Below are 17164 nucleotides of genomic sequence, written 5' to 3' on the forward strand. Positions count from 1 at the left end.
CCCTTAATGCTTTCGTAAGCTTTCGATAACGCGATGTAAGATATAATCCCAAGAAAAAAGAAGTGAAAAATACTACAAGGAAAAAAGGTGTTTTCTGTTCATTGCTTGCAGTTTCCCAACGCCAGAAAACACCCAATAGAATGAGTGCGTAAATAATAATGTTTATGAAAGAATATAACTTCATTTTAGTAGTATGAAGAACTGTTTAGGGTGCTTCTTCGAGATTTTTCTTCCTGGAGCTTATTGAGCTGATATTTATTCAGTGCAACGACACCCCAAATGACAAGTGTAGCGATACCGCCTCTTGTAATTGCTCTTCTTTGCCAAGCCTGCTTTATTAAATCTTTTCCACCTAGTGCGGATGCACTGAGTCCAACATATGATGCGTAGCTATCAACAGCGGAATGGAAACTCTCTTTATCTAGTAACTCTTCATTGGTTAGCGACCACATACCCCATGTCGGGTTGACAAAGGATGTATCCACCACTTTCGTTACAAGCTTACCTACAAGCTCTCTGTTGGGCAGAGACCTAATGATTTTCATTGCCTCGTGTCTTTGAGCTTGCTCCATATGTCTATAGAGAATGGTGGCACAAATTGCATCAACAGTATTCTGATCACCATTGGCAACTAAAGACGGCGGAATATTGATAATTTTAGCGAGTTCCCGAAGTTGCCCTTTAGTATCCATAGGCAGGTTATAGGGGAGTGATGATGTAGAAGGAGATTTACCGGTCATTAAGAATATCCTTATTACTTAACTGAAGGTTAGGCAACTAATCTAACACGCGCCTTAGTGCTTTTCTTAGGCAGATTTTTAATTCACAATTTTTAATTGCTTTCTGCTTAAATAAAAAACGCGCCTGATGGCGCGTTTTTTTATGGGTTTTTAAAGCCTTATTGCTTGGCCCACAGGGTGGCAGCTTCTTTGCTACGGCTATCGAGGCGCTTGAGGTAGGGCACCAGCACGATGGCCACCACGGCGCCAGCCAGGGCAACCCAGCCGAGCTTCATAAAGAGGTCGGTGTACAGCGGCAGGGTTTGCAGCGGGCTGGTGATGTTTTCCGGCACGCTGGCAAAGTTGGCCACCACGCTACCCAAGTACTGGGACAAGCCGGTGGCCAGCAGCCAGGCGCCCATCATCAGGCCACGCAGGCCAGGAGCCACGTAACGGGCCACCATGCCCAGGCCAAGGCCGGAGATCAGCAGCTCACCCACGGACTGGAAGAAGTAACCCCACAGCATCCACTGCGGCGACACCAGGCCCAGGGCGCTGGCGAAGTTGCCGGACACGGCGTACAGGAAGAAGCCGATGGCCAGCAGCACAAAGCCCCAGGCGTATTTACCGGCCAGAGACGGGTCTTTGTCCTTCTTGCCCAAAGAGGCGTACAGCCAGGCCAATACCGGGCTCATCACCGCTATCCAGAACGGGTTCAGCACCTGGAACTGCTCCGGCGGAATGCTGTAGCCCAGGAAGTGCAGATCGACGTTGTTCTTGGCGAACAGGGTCAGAGAGGTAGACATCTGCTGGTAGAAGATGAAGAACAGGATGGTCTGCAGGGTCAGGATCACCATGGCGATAAGGCCAGCCCGCTCGGCGGTGGTGGCCTTGACCACCAGCACCAGGAAGAACAGCGCCAGGCCGACGCTGGCCAGGTTCACCACCCACTCGGCCACTTCGGTGCTTTGCACCACCAGGCCAATCAGCACCGCCACGATCAGCGAGCCGCCCAGCACGCCCAGCAGCTTGCTCTTGTTCATGGGTTTGAAGTCGGGAGCCGAGCCTACATGCTCGAGGTAGCGGCTCTGAACCTTGAACTGAGCCACGCCAAACACCAGGCCCAGGGCGCAGATCAGGAAGGCCCAATGCCAGCCGTAGTGCACCCGGATGATGGGGGTAAGGCACTGGGACAGGAAGGCACCGATGTTGATGGACATGTAATACATGGTGAAGGCGCCGTCGAGCTTGGACTCGTCCCCTTCGTACAGCTTGGCCACCAGGTTGTTGGGGTTGGCTTTGAACAGGCCGTTACCCACCGCGATCACACCCATGGAGAAGAACACCAGGCTGTGGCCGCTGCTACCCATAAACTGGTCCCACGGCACTGCCAGCAGGCCGTAACCCAGGGCCAGTACCACGCCGCCAAGCATGGTGGTGCGCCGCGCGCCCAGTACCTTGTCGCCGATCCAACCGCCGGCAACCGGGGTGATGTAGATCATTGCGGCAAAGGCGCCCCAGGTCAGGTTGGCGCGATCATCGTTGAAACCCAGATACTCGATGGCAAAAAGCACCATCAGGATCTGCATGCCGTAGAAGCCGAAGCGCTCCCACATCTCGATCATGAAAAGCGCGATAAAGGCGCGGCGAGTTTTGGTCTCGGCACCCTTAGCGGCGTCTACTGAAGCTGTGGCTGTCATAGGTATATTTTTGTAATTAAGCGAGAAGCTGAACGTTATACCGATAAAGGACAGGGCTTTCTAGCGGCGCCAGGTTGCTTTTTGTTAACTTATGTTTTTGATTTTGTAAACTTTATTGGTGATGGTACTGATCTCTAAGCATTTTTGCTCGCCCGCCTGCCAACCTTGCCCTGCCGGGAGCCTGGCGCCAGCGAGCCGAAATTGTGAGCAATGCCTCACCCCTGATAGAGCTCCAGGGGCAGCTGATCGGGGTCGGCAAAAAAGGTAAAGGCCTTGCCGGTGTATGGGTCTGTGCGCACCGGCTCCACCGCTACTCCCTGGTCTTGAAGCCACTTGGCAGCGGCGGCAACATCGTCGACCACAAAGGCAAGGTGGCGCAGGCCCTGGGCCTCCGGGTAGCTGGGCCTTTGGGGGGCATGGTTAAAGGAAAACAGCTCCAGCTGGCTGCCGTCCGGCAGGGCCAGGTCCAGCTTCCAAGAATCCCTCTGTTCGCGGTAATGCTCTGCCAGCACGGTAAGGCCCAATATGGCGGTGTAAAAATGCTTGGAGCGCGGGTAGTCGCTACAAATGATGGCGGCGTGGTGAATGGCTTTGAGCACGGGGCAGCTCCTTGGTTTTTGCCAAGGATACCTCGTTAAAAGTGGAGGCTGAAGTCGTCAAAGCGCGCTTCTTGCTGACCATCGCCCTGGGCAAAAAGGCCGATGCGGGCACCTATCCAGCGCCCGGGCTGGGCGGTAAAAGGCGGCCCGAGGGGCTGGCCGTTCGCCAAAAACTGCACTTGGGCGGCAGCGTTTACTCGTACCTCAAGCTGTGCAACCTGGCCGGTAAAGGGCGCCTGCCAGCGCTGCTCGCGGCACCCCAGCTTGGCCTTTTGGCACAAGACCATCACCAGAACCGGGCCTTTGGCGTTTTGCTCGGCCCCCACCCAGCCATAATCGCTGCCGTAGATAAGGAGCCCGGCCCGGCGCACGCCTGGGGCTGGCGCCATCAAGTTCACCTCGGCGCCAAACCCCTGGGCTGGAAATTTTTGCAGCAGCAGGTTGGGCACCTGCCAAAGGTTATCGGGCCCGGCCAGGGCCTTGAGATGGAGCTGCCCTGCTTGGATGCGGGCCCAGTCCTCCCCTGGGTTGGCGTTCCACTGCCAGGCAAGGGCGAGGGATTTATCAAAGCTGTCGGAGCCGCTGGCAAGAGCCGGGCCTGGGGGGCCGGGCGGGCTTGGGTGGCGGGCAACCGGCTCCCCTTGGTGGCCCATTACCGGCCAGCCCTGGCGCCACACCATGGGCTCGAGATGGGTGATGCGGCCATAGGGGCCTTTGTCCTGAAAATGGATAAACCAGTCGCTGCCGTCGGTTGCCGTTACCCAGGCGCCCTGGTGGGGGCCGTTGATGGCGGTGTTGCCCTGAGCGAGGGTAATGCGGTGCTGGTAAGGCCCTTGCAGCTGGCGGCTTCGAAACACCGTCTGCCAGCCTTCTTTTACCCCGCCGGCCGGCGCGAAGATGTAGTAATAGCCGTCTTTTTTATAGAGCTTGGGCCCTTCGAGGGTGCGAAAGCCGGGCAGGCGATTGCCGTCTACCACCAATTGGCCCTTATCTTCGAGCATCTGGCTGACATCGGGGGTCATCTCCCGCAAAGTCAGTACATTGTTAAACCCCGCCCGACTTTTGGCCCAGCCATGTAGCAGCCAGGCCCGGCCGTCGTCGTCCCAAAAAGGCGCCGGGTCGATGATGCCCTTGCCGGGGAGCAGCAACCTTGGCGGGCTCCAGGGGCCGCGAAAATCCGTGGCGCTCAGCACGTAGATGCCAAAGTCCGGGTCAGGGTAGAAGATCCAGAATTTACCGCCGTGAAAGCGCAGCGCCGGTGCCCAGACCCCGTTGCCGTGCTGCACTTGCCGGTAATGGGCGTCGGGCACATTGCGAGCCAGGGCATGGCCTACCAATTGCCAGTGCACCAAGTCGGTGGAGGTGAGTAGCGGTAGCCCCGGCACCTCGTTGAAACTCGAGGCGATGAGGTAGTAATGAGCGCCGACCCGGATGGCGTCCGGGTCGGCATAATCGGCGTGGATAATGGGGTTTTGGTAGTAGCGGGGCTCGGCGTGGTCGGCCCAGGCCGGCCACGCCAGCATCAATATCAGCAGCAATCTCATGGGGCCTGTCCGCCAAGGGTGTGAAGCCCTTGTACCACAGCGGCCGGATGCTGCCCGGCAAGATGGCGTTTTGCTTCAAATCAGAACCGCGTTACTGGGCCAAAAAGCCCTCAAGGGCCTTGATGTAGTCGTCAAAATCCTCGAACTGCGGCACATGGCCGATGCCGGGCAGCTCCACCAGTTGCGCCTGGGGCATGGCCTTGGCGGTGGCTTTGCCTAGTAAATCGTAACGGCCCATGGTGGCGGCGGTTTTCGCATCGGCCCTGTTGCGGCCGATGGCGGTGCGGTCGCGGGTGCCGATGATGAGCAGGGTCTTGGCCTTGATATCGGGGAACTCATAGAGCACCGGCTGGGTAAAGATCATGTCGCTGGTCAGGGCGTCGACTGTGGCCATCAGGCCGGCGTCCGGGCCTATGGTCCAGCCGGCCTGGATGGCCAGCAGCGGCTCGTATTGCGGCTGCCATTTGCCGTCAAAATACGCCTTGGTCATGTAGTTTTTCACCGACTCCGGGGTCTGGGCGTGCTCGGCGGCAATGGCGTCGTCCAGGCTCTGGTAGGGCACTTGGCGCTTCCAGTCTTCAAGGCCAATGGGGTTAACCAGCACCAGTTTGCTCACATCCTCTGGAAACATCAGGCTGTAGCGGCTGGCCAGCATGCCGCCCATGGAGTGGCCGACCAGCACCACTTTTTGCACCCCAAGGCTTGCCAGCAACTGGTGGGTATAGGTGGCCAGGGCCTGAAAGCTGTATTGGAACTCGGTGGGCTTGCTGGATTTTCCAAAGCCCAGTTGATCGGGGGCGATAACCCGGTAACCGGCCTGGCTTAGGGCCTTGATGGTGCGCTGCCAGTAAGCACCGGAGAAGTTCTTGCCGTGCAGCAACACCACCGTGTCTTTGGGGGCCTTGCCCGTTGCTGGCGGCACATCCATATAGGCCATCTGCAAGGGTTGCTGCTGGGCGGTGAGGGCGAAAGTCTGCACCGGATAGGGGTAGGCGTAGTGGCTGAGCATGGCGTCCTGCGGGGTGGTGGCGGCCAGCAGTGGCAGGGCCAGGGCGCCCAGCAATATCCCGAGAATGGCTTTCATGGTGTCCTCCTTGTCCAGGCTCCAGCATGGCAAAAGCCGGACGCTAAGCGAAAGGGCCGCTGCGGCCATCGGCCGGTTCAGTCAGCTGAAAGTCATGAAAGTGCGCGAACTTGCGAAAATTAACGCCTATCCTCTTTCATTGTGTGAAAAGAGAGCAAGGCAAGGGAATGCACGGCATCAGGCTGATTTACAGCGCCCTGCTGCTGGCCAGTTTTACGACCAGTGCAGCCAGTTGGGGCAACGGTTGCCCGGCAGGGGAGACCAACTACTTCAGTTGCAGCCAACCCAAGGTGGTGGCCCTGTGCGGCGCGCCCGGCGGCGCCGGTCTGCACCTGGTGCTAAATGGCCTCAACCTCGGTAGAGGTAGCGACTTCTTCCTGCGGCACATCAGCGGTGAGCAGCGCGAGCATTACCAGTTGAGCTTTACCAGCCACGGCAGCCACTACCTGCTGTTCGACGACTACCGTAAAACCCCTTTGCCCCCCAGCGACGTGCAGGGGCTGGTGGTGACCAACCCCGACGGGGTACAAAAACGCCTCGATTGCCACCAGGGCTACAACAAGCTTGAGGCCCTGGCCGGTAAGCTGGACGAGCCTCCCACCGAGCCGCAGCAGGCCCCCTGAAACCCCGTTACTTGAACACCACCGTTTTGTTGCCGTAGACGAACACTCGCTCGTCCAGCACCAGTTGCAGGGCACGGCTCAGCACCGATTTCTCCACATCCCGGCCAGCGCGGGCCATGTCATTGGCGGACATGGCGTGGTTCACGTGGATCACTGACTGCTCGATGATCGGGCCTTCGTCCAAGTCGTCGGTAACGAAGTGGGCGGTGGCGCCAATCATCTTCACGCCGCGCTCAAAGGCCTGCCGGTAAGGGTTGGCGCCGATGAACGAAGGCAGGAAGGAGTGGTGGATGTTGATGATCTTATGGGGGTAGGCCGCCACAAAACTGGGGGTGAGAATGCGCATGAACTTGGCCAGTACCAGATAATCTGGGCCGTAGCTGTCCACCACCTTCATCAACTCGGCCTCGTGCTCGGGGCGGCTCAGCCCCTCGTGGGCCACGTGGTGAAAGGGAATATCGAACTTCTCCACCAGCTTGCCCAGGGTGTCGTAGTTGCCGATAACAGCGGCTATCTCCACGTCCAGGGCTCCTTCAAAGCACTTCATCAAGATATCGCCAAGGGCGTGGGCTTCCTTGGTCACCAATATCACGATGCGCTTGCGCCCGGCCGGCACCAGGCGGCGCTTGGTGTATTGCGGCAAGGCGTCGTCGAGGTCGGCCAGCAGGGTCTCGTCGTTGAAAATGCCGTTGAGCTCGGTGCGCATGAAAAAGCGGCCATGGTCCCGGTCAACAAACTCGTTGTTGCGGGTGATGTTGAGCTGATGCTTGTAGCAAATGTTGGTGATCTTGGCGATCAGCCCCTTGGCGTCGGGGCAGTCGGTGAGCAGGATCTTCTTTTCCATGGTCGCATTGTTCAAAGGTCGGCAGACCATAGTACCGAGCCGGGGCCATTTGAAAAGGGGGCCTTGGCAGTTAGTCCTTACTGTGAGCCGCGAAAGCGTTTTTCCGCGCTTTTGCTGGCTGCGTGGGCGGCAAGACGTGCCAAGCGCCATGCTGAACCGCAATAAGATGATGTAAAACAAGTGATTAACAACGCTCCGGCGCTATGCTTTGATACCCCTTGGCTAAACAAGCGGAGCAGGGCATGGAACCACAACGCCATTCGGGGCTGGCTATCGCCGCCTTTGTCAGCAGCCTAGTGGGTGTGCTGACGCTGGTTGGCACCTTTGCGGTGAGCGCCTATATCGGCAGCCACCACCCGCAGCTTGTGAACCAGCAGTCGCCGGTGATGATGGTGCTGGGGCTATTGATGCTGGTGGCCCTGTTGCTGGGGCTGCTGGCGCTGGGCCTAGCCATTGCTGGCCTGGTTAAAGCCGGGCACAAGAAAGGCCTGGCCCTGGCCGGGCTGGTGTTGGCGCTATTGCTCATTGGCGGCTTTGCTACCCTTATTTTGCTTGGCTTGGCGGCTGCCTGAGGAGGCGAGATGATCCGTTTTATCACCCTGATACTGGCCCTAGGCTGCGCGCTGCCAGCCATGGCTCGTGACTGTGGGCAGGTTAAGGGTAGCCGCATTGCCATCATGGTCTGCCAAGATCCGCTGCTCTCTGAACTGGACGACCAACTGGCAGGCGTTTATGACAAGGCCCTTTCCAAAGCCCATGACAGTGACGCCCTGCGCCTTGGCCAGCAGCAGTGGACCCAAAAGCGTGATGAATGCTGGAAGGCCAACGACGAGCGCAGCTGCGTGCAAGAAGGCTACGTGCAGCGCATTGCCTGGCTGCAAGCCCGCTACGGCCTGGTGACCATGAGCCATGACATCACCCTGGTCTGTGACGGCGACGCCAGCCATAACCTGCGGGTGCGTTACTTCGACACCCACCCCAAATCCCTGCTGGCCAGCGGCCAGGGCGGCAACTGGGTGATGTTCCAGCGTGAAGCGGCCAGCGGCACCCTTTATTCGGGGCCGGGGCAAAGCATCCGTGAGCACCAGGGCCAGCTGGACGTGGTGCTGGAAAAAGACGGCAAAACCCAGCACTGCCTGGCACGGCCACAAGGGCAATGAGTTTTTGTCCTGTTGTTTTAGGCAGTTGGCAGCCTGGGGCAGGTAGCGGAAGATAACAGCTGTTCTGACATAGTTAGCTTTGGTGTTTTCTGCCGTTTTTTCTCCCAGGGGACTATCCCCACTTCCACGTCATTCCTGCGCGCCCCAGAGGCGCCTTTTTTTTGCCTGAAAATCGCCCCAAGGCTCTTATGCGCTCTTTTCCACATTGAGCTGTTCATCGCCGCGCACCTGGGCGTGGCTTATTAGGGCAAAGATAAGGCTGCCGCCAACGATGTTGCCGGCAAGGGTGGGCAGGGCAAAATCCACCACGTAACTTGCCAGTGACGCCTGGCCGTGGAACACCAAATACAGTACCTCGGCCGAGCCGACGATGATGTGGGTAAAGCCGCCGATGGAGATGAGGTAGGTCATGATCAACACCACCATCAGCCGGGCGCTGGAGGCGGCGTTCATCCACACCATCATGGCGATAAGCCAGCCGGCCATGATGCCTTTACTGAACATCTGCCAGGGGCTGTTGTGCATCACCTCTTCGCCGATGGCGCTAAAGGCGTGCAGCACCTTGGGCTCAAACAGCTCCATGCGGCCAAGGCCGTAGGCGTAGAGCGCCACCCCGGCCAGGTTGCCGAGCATAACGATGAGCCAGAGCCTCAGCAGGCAGCCGAACTTGTGCCAACTGGCGCTCGACATCAGCGGCAGCACGGCGGTGATGGTGTTTTCGGTAAAGAGTTGCTGGCGGGCTAAGATGACAATCACAAAGCCCACCGAATAGCCGGCGCATTCCACCAGGTAAAAGCCATTGCCTTCAGGGAGATAGGCCTGCAAAAGCCCCCTTGCCATCAGCGAAAAACCCATGGAAAGCCCAGCAGCCAGGGCCGACCACCACAGGGCGCTAAGGTTGCGGTTAAGCTCCTCTTCCCCCAGCAGGCGAATGGTTTCGTGCAGCACCGGCGCCGCCGGTGGCAGCTGCTTGCGTGCCCGGTTCTGATCCTGTTGTGAAAGCCCAGAACCGTTATCCGAAACGGCCTTTTCTGAGTCTGTCATGGCGCCTGCTCCTTGTCCTGGCAAGAACCATTGAGCCTAGCATCGGCGGCCACCGGTGTTGAGCCATGGCGCCAGGTTGTTCAGTTAACTTACTGAATCAGAGCGCTTTTCGGAGGGAACCTTATGGTGAAACCAAAGCCAGTAACACAAGGCGGCGAGGCTGGCGGCAAGGCCGCCGCAGGCCCCTACCACTAGCCCCCAGCGGGCGCCGAAGTGGTCTACCACCCAGCCGACAAAAGGCCCGCCCAGGGGCATGCCCCCAAGGGAAATGGCCATGAAAATCGCCATCACCCGGCCGCGCATCTGGGGTTGGGTGGCCAGTTGTATCGAGCTGTTGGCGGTGATGATAAAGGTCTGGGCAGCCAAGCCAATCAGCACCAGCAGCAGGCAGAACACCACCTCGTTGGGGCTGAGGGCGGCCAGCACCATGGTCAGGGCAAAGGCCAGGGAGCCTGCCAGCAGCAGGGCGGGCCGGGGTTTGTCGCGCCGGGCGGCCAGCAAGGCGCCGCTGATGGTGCCGATGGCCAGCATCGAGGTCATCAGCCCGTACTGGCTGGCATCGCCGTGGAACACCAGGGTCGACATGGTGGAGATAAAAATCGGGAAGTTCAGGCCAACGCTGCCCATCAAAAACAGCATCAACAGCGTAAAGAGAATGCGTTTTTGCTGCCAGACATAGGGAAAGGCTTCCCACAGCCCGCTTTTGGCCAGGGGCTTGTCGGTTTTAAAAAGCCTGGCCTCGTTGATGGCCAGCAGTGACCACAGCACCGGAATGAACGACAAGGCGTTGATGATAAAGACCCAGCCGGTGCCGATGGCGGCGATGGACAGCCCGGCGATGGCCGGCCCTATCATGCGGGCGCTGTTAAAAGAGGTGGAGTTGATGGCCACCGCGTTGGGCAGCTCGTCGTCTCCCACCATTTCCGAGACAAAGGCCTGGCGCACCGGGCCGTCAAAGGCGGTGGTGCAGCCCAGCAGCAGAGCAAAACCGTAGGCATGCCACAGCTGCACCTGGCCGGTGACCGTCAACAGCCCCAGGCCCAGAGCCAGCAGGCCGATGGTGCCTTGAGTTGCCATCAGCAGTTTGCGCCGGTCGATACGGTCGGCGGCAAAGCCGGTCAGAGGCAGTAGCAGCAACTGCGGGAAGAACTGCAGCGCGGTCATAATGCCAAGGGCGGTGGCGTTGTGGTCGGTGAGGATGGTCAATACCAGCCAGTCCTGGGCGGTGCGCTGCATCCAGGTGCCGATATTGGACACCAGGGCGCCAGCCGCCCAGACCCGGTAGTTGGCATTGTTAAGGGAGCGGAAGGTGCCGCCCCGTTGAGCGGCCATGGTTACCCCTTGAGGTTATCCAGCAGTTGGGCGCTGGTGGTGCGCTGCCCCAGCCGGGGGAAGATATGCTCGATGCTGTTGTGGTGGGTTGCTTCGGCCACATCGGCCATGGCATCGGTAACCAGGGTCACGTTGTAGCCGAGCTCATAGGCTTGGCGGGCGGTGGACTCCACACCGATGCTGGTGGCGATACCCAGCACCACCACTTGGGTAACGCCCTGGGCTTTAAGTTGCTGGTCAAGGTCGGTACCGATAAAGGCGCCCCAGTTGTGTTTGGTGATCAAAATGTCGCCGTTCTGAGCGTTAAGCTCGGGCAGCAGCTCGGCCCAATCGGCCGGCAGCTCGCCATGGCTGCGCGCCTGCTCGGTGCGGCCGGGGGCGCCGCCCGCTACATTCACCAGCACCACCGGCAGGCCTTTGGCGCGAAAGGCGTCCAGCACCGCAATGCTGTTGGCCACGACGGCGTCTACCGCTTCGCTGAGGTTGAGGCTTTTGGCAAGGCGGACAATGCCGTGTTGCAGGTCAATCACCACCAGGGCGGTTTTGGGGTCGAGGGAAAGGGTCATGTGTGTCTCCTAAGCTGCGGGACTATTCGGCATCGGCGATGCGTTCGAGCAGTTCCATTGCCTGGGCCAGAACGTCCTGTTCTTGCGGGCTGAAGCGCGAGGTGATGATCGACGCCAGCCAGTCATCCCTTCGGGCCCGGTGCTGGGTGAGCCAAACCTCACATTGGGGGCTCATCTGAAACAGCACCTTGCGGCCGTCTTGGGGATCAGGGGAACGTGCCAGCCAGCCTTCAGCCTCCATGGCGGCCAAGGTGGCGCCCATGGACTGGGAGCGCACACCTTCCCATTTGGCCAACTGGCTCACCGAAGCCTGCCTTTTGTTGTGCAGGTGGCGAAGCACCGCCAGTTGCGACCAACTAAAGGGGTCGGCTGGGGCTTTTTCACGGAGGCGGCGCTTGAGCTTGCCCAGCACCTGGCGCAGGGCAACGGCGGTGGCGGCGTTATCGGCTTTGATGTTCATGGCGACAGTATGAAATTTGCGAAGGCAGACTTCAAAGTTTAGCTTCGCAAATCACTGTTGCAAGAACAGTAACTGGGTCAGGCGGTGAGCACCTGGCCGCCTTGCACCTGCACCGGCACTTCCTGGAGGTAGTGGTAGCGGCAGGGGCCTTCGGTACAGAGCCCGCTTTGTACATCAAAAAGGGCGCCGTGCTTGTCGCAAAGGATTTGCCCGTCGGAGGCGAGGAATAAGTCTGGTAGCGCGCTCAAGGGCACCCCCATGTGCGGGCAGCGGTTAACGTAGCCAAACACCGCCTCGCCTTTTCGCACCACAAAAATAGACAGCCGCTCCCCGCCAGGGCTTTCAAAGACAAAGCCTTTGGAGCCCGGATCCTTAAGGTCACTCAAGGCGCAGAGCCTGTGGCCCGGCGCCAGGCGCTTGAAAGGTTCTGGCTTTTCCATCAATCAAGCCCCCTGCCGGAGAGCCAGGCCTGGGACCACCAATAGTAACGGCCTTCCTTGGTTTTACTCGGCGCGGTGCAGTTAAGGCGGGAGCGCCCCGGCGGCAAGGCGATGGCCGGTACCTTGATGGTGGTGCCAAGGATGGTCAGCTTGACTCGCTGGCCCAGGAAATAACAGGCAAAGCGGCTGGCCATGGGGTCGCTGCCCTTGAGGGTTAAGGTCAGGGGCGGTGATTTGTCGTCGTTGACCATCATGCTGGTATCGGAACTCTCAAGGGGCATGTGCAGGCTTAGCAGCTTGGTCTTGAGGGTGTCGAGGTTGGCATAAGGGCCGGCAGCCGGGAAGCGGGGTAGGGCGGTCAGGCTGCTAAAGGGGCCGGAGGGGCCTGATTGCTGGCCAAAGCCTACGTAGCCAAGGTCTGCGGCGATTTTCTCAAGCGCTGGGCTGTATTCGCCGTAAGGCCAGGCCAGCCACTTGGGCTCGCCAGGCAGTTGGCCATCGAGGATGGCCTGGCGGGCCAGCGGCAGCGGCAAGGTCGTCAAATGGGCGTGGCCGGCGGTGTGGTTGCCGATGGTGGCGCCCTTCAGCCCCTTTAGCGTGGCCTGGGACATCATATCGGGGTAGGCGGTCCGGTCCGGGTTGATGAACACCGTGTAGGGGTAACCGAACTTGGCCAGAATGGGGGCGGCGTTGTCGGCGATGTCCTGGTAGCCGTCGTCGAAGGTGATGGCCACGGATTTATCGGCCAGGGTCTTTTCGCCCTTGGCTTCGGCCACCACATCGCTCATGGGCACCACCTGAAAACCACCGTCCTTGAGGTATTGCATGTGCGCCAGGAAATCCCGGGGCGAGGTGGTGGTGCTGGCTGGGGTGTCGGTGGCGACATGGTGGTAAAGCAGGATCACGGCGCCCTGGCAGGGTGCGATGACAAAAGCGGCGACAAGTAAAAGAAAACGCATGGCAAATCCAACAAAAAGGCCGCCTGGACTAGCCAGGCGGCCTGGGTGTTACTTCAGGATCTCATCCAGGGTGTTCTGGGCGAGAGGGTGGTAGCCGGGGCGGGCCTCGGCATAAACCTTTCTGGCCATTTCCCGATACTGGGGTTTTTCCATCAGCATCTGGTAGAGCGGCACGATGAGTTTGCGCCGGCCGATATGGCGCAGGTAATCGCTCATGGCGGCAAAGGCCGGCTGGTAATCGTGCTTGATGGCCTGGCGATACCAGACGTGGGCCACTTCGGTGTTGCGGGTGCCGGTCAGGGCAAAGGCCTTGTCCAGCTCGCTCATCTGGGCCAGGGTCAGGCTGTCTGGCAGCTCGGAGACAAAGTAGATCTGCTGCTGGGCGGTCCAGTCCTTGAACGGCACGTCGCTGGCGGCTTCTTTACCGCTGAGCCATTGCTTTTGCTCGGCCAGCACCTTGTCAAAGGCATCAGACTCCGGCTTGGGCGCGCCCTTGGGCAGGCCAGGCTGGTAGATCCATTCCTTGAGGCGGTCGATATCCAGGCCCTGGTCTTTGGCGTACCCGAGGAAATCGCTGGTCGACACCGACTGGAAGCGGAACTTGTTGAAGTAGCCTTTCAAGAAGGCGTCCATCTTCTTGCGGCCCAGTTTGTGCTCGATTTCGGTGAGCATCAGCGAGCCTTTCTCGTACGGAATATCGGAGAAGGCATCGTCAGGGTCGCGGCCGGTTAAATCGGGCACCAGGCGGGTGTCGGCCGGGGCGATGGCGGCCAAGTCTTCTTGCAGGTCCTTGTAACCCAGCACTGCTTCCATCCGCTCGCGGTCCTTGCCGTATACCGCTTCGGTGATGCGGTAGGTCAGGTAGGTGGTAAAGCCCTCGTTGAGCCACAAATCCTGCCAGCTGGCGTTGGTTACCAGGTTGCCGGACCAAGAGTGGGCCAGCTCGTGGGCGATAAGGGACACCAAGGATTTGTCACCGGCGATAACGGTGGGGGTGATAAAGCTCAGGCGCGGGTTTTCCATGCCGCCAAAGGGGAAGCTGGGGGGCAGAATTAACAGATCGTAACGGCCCCAGGCGTAGGGCCCGAACATCTTCTCTACCGTCTGGATCATCGACTCGGTGTCTTCAAATTCCTTGGCGGCAGCGTCCACCACCGAAGGTTCGGCATAAACGCCGGTGCGCTCGCCCATGGCCTTGAACTTGAGGTCACCTACGCCAAGGGCGATAAGGTAAGTCGGCACCGCCTGGGGCATATGGAAGTGGTAGACACCATCCGGGCTGACCTTCTGGCTGTTCTCGGCGCTCATCACCGCCATCAGCCCCTTGGGCACATGGATGGTGGCGTCGTAGGTCACCCGCACCGAGGGGCTGTCTTGCAGCGGAATAAAGCTGCGGGCCTGAATGGCTTCGGCTTGGGTAAAGAGGAAGGGATGCTTCTTGCCGGCGGTCTGGGCCGGGGTCAGCCATTGCAGGCCGGTGGCGCCGGCGGTGGTGTGGTAGTTCACCCGCACTTGGTCGGCATGGGGCGCCAGTTGCACCTTCATGGCGGTGCCCAGGGCCTCGGATTTTTCACCCCAGGCCCATTTGGCGGCGGTCCATTGGCCGTCAACGTGCTGCTGCACGTCGCTCACATCCAGGGCGCGGGTATCCAGCACCAGGGTGCTGGCGGAAGGCTCAACACGTTTGAAATCCAGGGTGGCACTGCCGGCAAGCTGCTTTTTGTCGAAATCGACGGTGAGATCCAGGCCCAGGTGAGTGATCTTGACCTGGTCGGTGTTGCCGTAGGAGTTGATGTCGGTGGCCGCCGTGGCGGCGGCTGACAACAAGGCCAGGCTGCAAAGTGCCCCTTTCATTATGCGTGCTTCCTTTATTCTCAAAGCCCCCAAGTGTAACCACCTTGCCCGGCGTTGCACAGGGCGTCAGACTCAGCACTTTAGTCGCACGTCACGGAATACGCCTTTGTTGTCTGACCATAAAAGGGTGCTGGCCCTGGCCCTGCCCATGATCCTCTCCAATGTCACGGTGCCGCTGCTGGGGCTGGTGGATACCGCCGTTATCGGCCATTTGTCTGACCCGGCCTTTCTCGGCGGCGTGGCGGTAGGCACCATGCTGGTGAGCTTTTTGTTCTGGCTGTGCGGCTTTTTACGCATGGCCACCACCGGCCTGGTGGCCCAGGCCCATGGCCGCCAAGACGGCCCTTTGCTGGCAGCTTGGCTGGCCAAGGCCCTGGCCATGGCACTGCTGCTGGCGCTGGCCATGGTGGTGCTGCAATGGCCCATTGGCCTGTTGGCCATCAAGCTCAGTGGCGCCTCCAGCGAGGTGGCCACCCAGGCCGGGCACTACTTCTTTACCCGCATCTGGAGTGCCCCTGCGGCACTGATGAACATGGTGCTGCTGGGCTTTTTGGTGGGGCGCCAGGACACCCGCGGCCCGATGCTGCTGCTTATCCTCGGTAACAGCCTCAATATCGTGCTGGATTTATGGTTTGTGGTGGGGCTGGGTTGGCAGGTCAAGGGCGCTGCTTTTGCCTCGGTGCTGGCCGATTACGCCACCCTGGCCCTGGGGCTGTGGTTGGTGAAACGGCACCTGCCGGCCTTTGACTGGCGCGCCGCCCTTGGCCACAGCGGCTGGCGGCGGCTATTGAGCCTTAACCGCGACATCCTGCTGCGAAGCTTTTGCCTGCAACTGTGCTTTTTGTTTGTGACCTTCCAGGGCGCGCGCCTGGGCGATGACATCGTGGCCGCCAACGCGGTGCTGCTCAATTTTTTGATGCTTATCTCCTACGCCCTGGACGGCATTGCCTACGCCGCCGAGGCCCTGACCGGCAAGGCCGCAGGCCAAGGAGACGAAAAGGCTTTTCGCCACTGGGTGCGGCTTTGCGGCGCTTGGTCCTTGGGTTTTGCCCTGGCTTTTACGGCGCTCTTTGCCCTGGCGGGGCAGCATTTGGTGGCGCTGCTGACCGACCTGCCAGCAGTGCGCCAAGTGGCGGAGCAATACCTGCCCTGGCTGGTGGCGCTGCCGCTGGTGGCACTGTGGTGTTATCTCTTTGACGGGGTTTTTATTGGCGCTACCCGGGGCCGGGACATGCGCAACAGCATGGTGCTGTCTACCTTCGGGGTGTTTTTTCCGCTGTGGTTTGTTAGCCAGGGCCTGGGTAACCACGGTTTGTGGCTGGCGCTGACCGCCTTTATGGGGATGCGAGGCTTAAGCCTTTGGTATATCTACCGAAAACCAGGGTTTATCAGCGGTCAAGAAACTGGCTGAAGCGGTTGCAGAAGATGCCAAGATAACCCCAGGCCGCCAGCGCGAAACCGGGAATGGCAAAGCACAGGCCAGGCACCTGCAGCAGCGGGTTGCCCTTGGCGCCCATATAAACGAAGAAAAGGCCCAGCACGAACAGTGCAAAGCCGGAGAGGAAGCGGCGCATGGACCGCCTGGGCTCACTGCCCAGGCGATAAATGAGCTGACGCATCAGTAGTAGGAGTGCTCGCCGGCTTGGTGCTCGGTCATGTCTTTGACACCGCTCAGCTCGCCCGGGAAGGCGGCCAGCAGTTCTTTCTCGATGCCTTCTTTGAGGGTGACGTCCACCATGGAGCAGCCGTTGCAGCCGCCGCCAAATTGCAGCACCGCCACGCCGTCTTTGGTGATTTCCATCACTGCCACCCGGCCGCCGTGCCCCGCCAGCTGAGGGTTGACCTGGGATTGGATCATGTACTCGACCCGCTCGATAAGCGGAGCGTCGTCGGCAACCTTGCGGACCTTGGCGTTGGGCGCCTTGAGGGTCAGCTGGGAGCCCATCTGGTCGGTCACGAAATCAATCTCTGCCTCTTCCAAAAAGGGCGTGGAGGCTTCGTCGACCACGGCGTCAAAGCCGCTGAAAGACAGGCGAATATCGGTGGCTTCCACGGAGTCCGGCGGGCAATAGGACACACCGCACTCGGCGTTGGTGGTGCCGGGGTTGACCACAAAAACCCGAATGTTGGTGCCGTCGGGCTGGTCGGCCAGCAGTTTGCTGAAATGGGCCTGGGCGGCCTCGGAGATGCGGATCATGGTGCCTCTCATAAAACCTGACTACTTTACTGGGTTATG

The 17164-nt window shown here is 59.8% G+C and carries 19 protein-coding genes; 4 read left to right on the forward strand and 15 right to left on the reverse strand.

Translation table 11 applies throughout. The annotated features are described in order from the left end of the window. Positions 1-185 precede the first annotated feature (185 nt). From AC22G1_RS00850 to AC22G1_RS00870, 5 genes are all read right to left on the reverse strand, one after another. Positions 186-740 (reverse strand): hypothetical protein, encoded by a 555-nt coding sequence (locus AC22G1_RS00850; protein WP_464950018.1) that lies wholly within the window; start codon positions 738-740, stop codon positions 186-188. 158 nt (positions 741-898) lie between these two features. Then, positions 899-2419, reverse strand: coding sequence for a peptide MFS transporter (locus AC22G1_RS00855; protein ID WP_487315124.1), 1521 nt, complete (start codon positions 2417-2419; stop codon positions 899-901). 215 nt (positions 2420-2634) lie between these two features. Continuing rightward, positions 2635-3018, reverse strand: coding sequence for an SMU1112c/YaeR family gloxylase I-like metalloprotein (gene gloA2, locus AC22G1_RS00860; protein ID WP_487315125.1), 384 nt, complete (start codon positions 3016-3018; stop codon positions 2635-2637). A 35-nt stretch (positions 3019-3053) separates the two neighbouring features. After that, complete coding sequence (locus AC22G1_RS00865; protein ID WP_487315126.1) at positions 3054-4562, reverse strand: glycoside hydrolase family 43 protein; 1509 nt, start codon at positions 4560-4562, stop codon at positions 3054-3056. 91 nt (positions 4563-4653) lie between these two features. Next, positions 4654-5646, reverse strand: coding sequence for an alpha/beta fold hydrolase (locus AC22G1_RS00870; protein ID WP_487315127.1), 993 nt, complete (start codon positions 5644-5646; stop codon positions 4654-4656). Between the two features lie 167 nt (positions 5647-5813). Between AC22G1_RS00870 and AC22G1_RS00875 the strand changes: the two genes are divergently transcribed. Next, positions 5814-6269, forward strand: coding sequence for a hypothetical protein (locus tag AC22G1_RS00875; RefSeq protein ID WP_487315128.1), 456 nt, complete (start codon positions 5814-5816; stop codon positions 6267-6269). 7 nt (positions 6270-6276) lie between these two features. On the opposite strand, the gene purU is transcribed toward AC22G1_RS00875, so the two are convergent. Next, on the reverse strand, positions 6277-7113 hold the full coding sequence (purU, locus tag AC22G1_RS00880) for a formyltetrahydrofolate deformylase (RefSeq protein WP_487315129.1): 837 nt from the start codon (positions 7111-7113) through the stop codon (positions 6277-6279). 242 nt (positions 7114-7355) lie between these two features. Between purU and AC22G1_RS00885 the strand changes: the two genes are divergently transcribed. Beyond that, on the forward strand, positions 7356-7685 hold the full coding sequence (locus tag AC22G1_RS00885) for a hypothetical protein (protein ID WP_487315130.1): 330 nt from the start codon (positions 7356-7358) through the stop codon (positions 7683-7685). A 9-nt stretch (positions 7686-7694) separates the two neighbouring features. Beyond that, positions 7695-8273 carry an MliC family protein gene (locus tag AC22G1_RS00890; RefSeq protein ID WP_487315131.1) on the forward strand — a complete coding sequence of 193 codons (579 nt, stop codon included), beginning with the start codon at positions 7695-7697 and terminating at the stop codon, positions 8271-8273. A gap of 186 nt (positions 8274-8459) precedes the next feature. Here AC22G1_RS00890 and AC22G1_RS00895 read toward each other — a convergent pair whose 3' ends face one another. From AC22G1_RS00895 to AC22G1_RS00925, 7 genes are all read right to left on the reverse strand, one after another. Then, entirely contained in the window at positions 8460-9317 is an 858-nt protein-coding gene (locus tag AC22G1_RS00895; RefSeq protein WP_487315132.1) for a formate/nitrite transporter family protein, read from the reverse strand. An 84-nt stretch (positions 9318-9401) separates the two neighbouring features. After that, positions 9402-10649 (reverse strand): MFS transporter, encoded by a 1248-nt coding sequence (locus AC22G1_RS00900; RefSeq protein ID WP_487315133.1) that lies wholly within the window; start codon positions 10647-10649, stop codon positions 9402-9404. Between the two features lie 2 nt (positions 10650-10651). Further along, a complete protein-coding gene (locus tag AC22G1_RS00905; protein ID WP_487315134.1) occupies positions 10652-11215 on the reverse strand; it encodes an isochorismatase family protein in 564 nt (187 codons plus the stop codon). A 22-nt stretch (positions 11216-11237) separates the two neighbouring features. After that, positions 11238-11675: a MarR family winged helix-turn-helix transcriptional regulator gene (locus AC22G1_RS00910; RefSeq protein ID WP_487315135.1), complete on the reverse strand. Its 438-nt coding sequence runs from the start codon at positions 11673-11675 to the stop codon at positions 11238-11240. Positions 11676-11752: 77 nt separating this feature from the next. Continuing rightward, the gene (locus AC22G1_RS00915) at positions 11753-12115 is read right to left on the reverse strand and encodes a Rieske (2Fe-2S) protein (protein ID WP_487315136.1); all 363 of its coding nucleotides are present in this window, start codon (positions 12113-12115) and stop codon (positions 11753-11755) included. Continuing rightward, positions 12115-13074 (reverse strand): polysaccharide deacetylase family protein, encoded by a 960-nt coding sequence (locus tag AC22G1_RS00920; protein ID WP_487315137.1) that lies wholly within the window; start codon positions 13072-13074, stop codon positions 12115-12117. The genes AC22G1_RS00915 and AC22G1_RS00920 overlap by 1 nt, the downstream gene beginning before the upstream one ends. 48 nt (positions 13075-13122) lie before the next feature. After that, positions 13123-14928, reverse strand: coding sequence for a M1 family metallopeptidase (locus AC22G1_RS00925; RefSeq protein WP_487315138.1), 1806 nt, complete (start codon positions 14926-14928; stop codon positions 13123-13125). 106 nt (positions 14929-15034) lie between these two features. Between AC22G1_RS00925 and dinF the strand changes: the two genes are divergently transcribed. Beyond that, positions 15035-16339 (forward strand): MATE family efflux transporter DinF, encoded by a 1305-nt coding sequence (gene dinF / locus AC22G1_RS00930; protein WP_487315139.1) that lies wholly within the window; start codon positions 15035-15037, stop codon positions 16337-16339. Here dinF and AC22G1_RS00935 read toward each other — a convergent pair. Beyond that, entirely contained in the window at positions 16317-16547 is a 231-nt protein-coding gene (locus AC22G1_RS00935; RefSeq protein WP_487315140.1) for a hypothetical protein, read from the reverse strand. The genes dinF and AC22G1_RS00935 overlap by 23 nt on opposite strands. Further along, the gene (nfuA, locus tag AC22G1_RS00940; protein ID WP_487316676.1) at positions 16547-17125 is read right to left on the reverse strand and encodes a Fe-S biogenesis protein NfuA; all 579 of its coding nucleotides are present in this window, start codon (positions 17123-17125) and stop codon (positions 16547-16549) included. The genes AC22G1_RS00935 and nfuA overlap by 1 nt, the downstream gene beginning before the upstream one ends. Between the last annotated feature and the right edge of the window lie 39 nt (positions 17126-17164).

This window comes from Gallaecimonas zhanjiangensis (genome assembly GCF_057624825.1).